Below are 4,596 nucleotides of genomic sequence, written 5' to 3'. Positions count from 1 at the left end.
CAACATATACCTATATCGGAATACATCAAGCCGGCTGGGAATCGGGCGAGTCCCGTCGGATGGCGAGTGCAAAGTCGGGGCACACAGGTCAGACATTCCAGATCGGGACGAGGGGTCAGTAGCCGCTGCCGCTTTCGGTCGTCTGAGGTTCCTGCCCGAAGGTGGGCACCTGCCTCGGTGATCCTCAGTCGCGTGACGAGCTCGAGCGCACGGTGCCCGGGACGCCCGGGCGGCGCCCCGGCCTTTTGTGGTCGAACTCGACGGAGCGATGACCGGCACCATCGAGTTCAACCGGCGTGACGCGGAGCATCGGAGTCATGTCCGTCCGGATGCCGGGGAGGCCGAGCTCGGCTACCTGTTCCTGTCAGAGGCTGGGGACGCGGCTACGCCGACGAGGCGTGCGCGGCGGCGCTCAGCTGGTTCGCCGACGCGCTTCCCGGCGAGCCGGTGGTGCTCTGCACCCAGACCGCCAACGACCGCCAGACCGCCAGCGACCGCTCGATGCGCCTGTCGGCGAAGCTCGGGTCACCGAGGTGCAGCGGTTCGAGGAACGGGGCGCCGAACGGTGGATGGGCGTGAGGTCCCCGGTCACGCCGTCCGGTTGAGACCGTTCTCGACATCGCGACCGACCTCCACGAGACCTCCGGTCGGTCGTCGGCCGCGGCCGCCCGCTTGGCCGCGTGGAGCACGGCGGAGGGCTGCCTTCTTTTTGCAAGCCCGGTCAGTCAGGCAACGGCTGCTGCCTGGGCTTTGCCCGGCACCGGACCCTCTGCATGGAACAGAACAGGGTTGAGAAAGAACGTCGGCCAGGTCCGCTCCGCGTCCTGAGCGCAGCAGCACCCGCCCCTCGGACAGTAGGCGAGCTGGGCTCGGTATCCGTCCTTCTCCAGACTTTGATGTGTCTCAGGAGACATCAGCTCGTGTCCGGGTCACCCCAAAAAGGTCAAGCACCGGAGGCACAGCTCGTGTCAGCATGCCCGGCATGTCTGGTCGCGCGCTGAGCTTCGGAGTGGTGGCGGAAGCATACGAACGGTTCCGGCCGGGGTATCCAGAGGCACTGTTCGACATGGTGATGGCATACGCGGGCCATCCGGTTCGGACCGCCCTCGAGATCGGCGCTGGGACAGGCAAGGCAACCCGGCTGTTCGCTCGACGGGGGGTCATGGTCACCGCGACCGATCCCGACGGGTCCATGCTCGCCGAGTTGCGCAAGCACGTGCCGGCGAACGTCAGGACGGTGCAAACTGCGTTCGAGGACTTGCGACCGGGCGAACGGTACGGGCTGGTCTATGCGGCAGCAGCGCTGCATTGGACGCACCCGGAGGGCCGGTGGTCGCGCATCGCCGCGCTGTTGGAGCCGGGTGGCGTGTTCGCCTCGTGCGGTGGGCCCTTCCGACTGGCTGACCCGGCGGTGGAGGAAGCTGTTCGCGTGGCGCGAGCACCGTTCTTGGAGAGTGACGAGATTCCGTCCCCGGACGGGACGCCTCCGGGGCATGAGATGCAGTGGCCGGGGACGGAGCTGCAACGGTCCGAGTGGTTCACCGGTGTTCAACAGTCCGTGATCCAAAGGCGCTTGACGATGAGTGCTCGTGACTACGTTGGTCACCTCTCCACCATCTCGGCTTATCTCGTGTTGCCGACCGCGGAGCGAGAGCAGGTATTCAGCCAGATCATGCAGGTACTGCCGGACAGAGTCGAGATGACCACCGACATTACCGTCCATCTCGCGCGTCGGCGCTACGGGGATTGATCACGACACCTCGCCATGTGAGCCCGCCGGTCCCACGGCTGGTTCCGGACTATCCTCACTCGCGTGTGGCATCTGCTCGGTTGAACGAGATGACACCGGCCGACCGTTGGCCGGCCTGCTCGCGGTGGGTGGTGTTCTGCGCGAGCAGGACCGCGACGACAGTGACGGCGGCGTCAGCCTGGTCTTGGAGTCGTTGTCGCTCGCGCCGGTTGCCGCTTGAGCCGTCGGCTGAGGGGAGTGATCTCCTCGGTCTGCTTGTGGGCGTGCTGGCTCACCGGGCTCACCGTGACGCGGCCGTCCTACTGCGCGAGCACGGCCGTGACGCGGTTTGTGGTGGCCCGGCTGACGTGGTCAGAACGGGCCGTGGAGACTGCCGAGTCGGTCGGTCAGGCGCAGGTTCTCTGAGTAGTCGACGGGACAGGCGATCACTGAGACGGTGTCTTCGTCGAGCGCACGGCGCAGTACGGGCAGGAGCTGGTCGGCCGCTTCGATCGCGTAGCCCCGTGCGCCGAAGCTTTCGGCGTAGGCGACCAGATCCGGGTTGGTGAAGCGCGTGTGGCTGTGGCGGCCGATCTCGAGTTCCATCTTCCAGGTGATCAGGCCGTACTCATCGTCGACCAGAACGAGGACGACCAGCGGGATGCGTTCGCGGACGGCGGTCTCCAGCTCCTGGGAGTTCATCAGGAACGAGCCGTCGCCCATCATGGCCAGCACGCGGCGGTCCGGCCGGGCCAGTTTGGCGGCGATGGCCCCCGGCAGTGCGAAGCCCATGGTGGACAGGCCGTTGGACACCAGGCACGTGTCCGGTTCGTAGGTCGGGTAGAGACGGGACATCCACATCTTGCCGGCGCCGGTGTCGGCGAGCACGATGTCCCGGCGGTCCAGCGCGGTGCGCACATCGGCCACGACGCGCTGCGGCACCAGCGGGAACGCCTCGTTGTCGCGCCCGTACTGGAGCTCTTCGTCGAGCAGGGTCCGGATCTTCTCGCTGCTCCCGAAGTCGAAGGTGAGGTTGTCGGGAAGTGCTGCCGCGAGTGCGTCCAGCGCCTGCGCGGGGTCGCCTTGCACGCCTACGGCGACGGGGTAGTGGGCGTCCACTTCGGCGGGGAAGCGGTGCACGTGCACGATCCGCTTGTCGCCGTTCGGGTTGATCTTGGCGGGGTCGAATTCCTGGATCTCGTAGCCCACACAGACCAGTACGTCGGCCGCATCGAAGCCGAAGTTGCCGTAGTCGTGGCGCATGAAGCCGACCGCGCCGAGAGCGTTGGGGTGGTCGTCCGGGAAGACGCCCTTGCCGTGGAATGTGGTCGCGACCGGGGTGTTCAGCCGCTCGGCGAAACGCACGAGGGCGGCCGAGGCTCCGGCCCTGGCGGCGCCGTGGCCTGCCAGCACGACGGGGTGCCGCGCAGCGGAGAGTACCTCGGCGGCCCGTGCGATCTGGGACGGCGACGGCGCATCGGCGCGCACGGTGTCGACCTGCAGGGGTGCCAGCGGCACGGTGGGGGCCGCGGCTTCGATGTCCTCCGGCACGGCCAGGAACACGGCACCGGGGCGCTCGCTCTGTGCGGTCTTGAACGCCTTGCGTGTCATCTCCGGCACCGCGTCCGGGCACTCGATGCGGGCGGACCACTGGGTGACGGGAGCGAACATCGACACCAGGTCGATGACCTGGTGCGATTCCTTGTGGATCCGGCGCAGCGACCCCTGGGCGGCCAGGGCCACCATCGGCGCGCTGTTGGTCATCGCGTCCGCGGTGCCGAGCAGCAGATTGATCGCGCCGGGACCCAGCGTGGCTGAACACACCCCGGCCCGGCCGGTCAGCCGCCCGTAGATCTCCGCCATGAACGACGCGGCCTGCTCGTGCCGTACCAGGATGTACCGGATCCCGGAGCCATTGAGCGCGTCGACGAAGCGGATGTTCTCCTCGCCCGGAATCCCGAAGACGTACTCCACGCCCTCGGCCCGCAGACAGCGCACCAGAAGGTGCGCGACGTCCTCCGCCGCTGCCGTGCTGCGCGACCCCGTCGCGCTTTCTGTCCCCATGAGACGAACGTAGGCATGGTCACCTGTCCCGGCCATTCATCCGGCGCCGAACGGGGTGGCCGATGGCGGATGTCGACCCGGGCCTCGGTTCACGCATCGGCAGTGTCAGGACCATTCATTCGGGTGCGCTGTGGTGGCGGCTGCCGTGTTCCGCCCGCACGGTGGATCCGGATTGTGGACATGCACGCCGCATACGGCACGGCGGCAAGGCGCTGGGAGGCCCGCGTGACCGCTTCGTGGCCCGCCACCGACACACCGCCGGCCCAAGACGTTGCTCGTCGTGGCGTGGGCCGGGCCGCTCGACGGCCAGGAGTGGTGTGACACCTTCGTCAGCTGGGTCTTTCACGAGGCCGGCCAGCTGGAGGCCATCGGCGGCAAGCAAAAGTACGTCCCCGACCACCTCGAGTGGTTCAAGAACCACCACCGGTTCTACCGTCGCGAGGCCACCGGGGGCGGGCCGCGGGAAGGCTGCGTGATCTTCTTCGACCTGAACGGGCACGACGGCGAGGACCACATCGGGATCGTGACGTCGTACGACGACACCTACGTCTACACCGTCGAGGGCAATCGATCCGACCAGTTCAAGCGGCTGAAGTACCCCCGCATCAGCCACCTCGTCCGGGGCTACGGCCACCCCGCCTGGGACTATTGATCTGCCGGCCGGGCCACTTCGGGGGGTGGGCGCCGGGCCGCCAGAACCGCCCTGGCCAACCCAGGGTTGCCGGGCTGCGCTGACGTCTCGTGACGTCAATACATCGAACCGAGCTCAAGATCGATGATCGCCATGCGCACTTCCCTTGGCG

The 4,596-nt window shown here is 67.7% G+C and carries 3 protein-coding genes and 1 pseudogene; 3 read left to right on the top strand and 1 reads right to left on the bottom strand.

What is annotated here, in order from left to right; genetic code table 11:
* Positions 1-155: 155 nt before the first annotated feature.
* Positions 156-605: pseudogene (locus tag ACFW2E_RS41960) on the top strand (GNAT family N-acetyltransferase); the annotation flags it as partial.
* Between the two features lie 377 nt (positions 606-982).
* Positions 983-1,750 carry a class I SAM-dependent methyltransferase gene (locus ACFW2E_RS41955; protein WP_384475959.1) on the top strand — a complete coding sequence of 256 codons (768 nt, stop codon included), beginning with the start codon at positions 983-985 and terminating at the stop codon, positions 1,748-1,750.
* Positions 1,751-2,101: 351 nt separating this feature from the next.
* On the opposite strand, the gene ACFW2E_RS41950 is transcribed toward ACFW2E_RS41955, so the two are convergent.
* Entirely contained in the window at positions 2,102-3,793 is a 1,692-nt protein-coding gene (locus tag ACFW2E_RS41950; RefSeq protein ID WP_384475956.1) for an acetolactate synthase large subunit, read from the bottom strand.
* A 280-nt stretch (positions 3,794-4,073) separates the two neighbouring features.
* Between ACFW2E_RS41950 and ACFW2E_RS41945 the strand changes: the two genes are divergently transcribed.
* The gene (locus ACFW2E_RS41945) at positions 4,074-4,445 is read left to right on the top strand and encodes a CHAP domain-containing protein (protein WP_384475953.1); all 372 of its coding nucleotides are present in this window, start codon (positions 4,074-4,076) and stop codon (positions 4,443-4,445) included.
* Positions 4,446-4,596: the final 151 nt, after the last annotated feature.

The sequence above is a fragment of the Streptomyces sp. NPDC058964 genome (genome assembly GCF_042741275.1).
Taxonomy (GTDB): Bacteria; Actinomycetota; Actinomycetes; order Streptomycetales; family Streptomycetaceae; genus Streptomyces.
The sequence above is the reverse complement of the archived record's forward strand: the minus strand, read 5'-3'. Positions and strand labels throughout refer to the sequence as shown.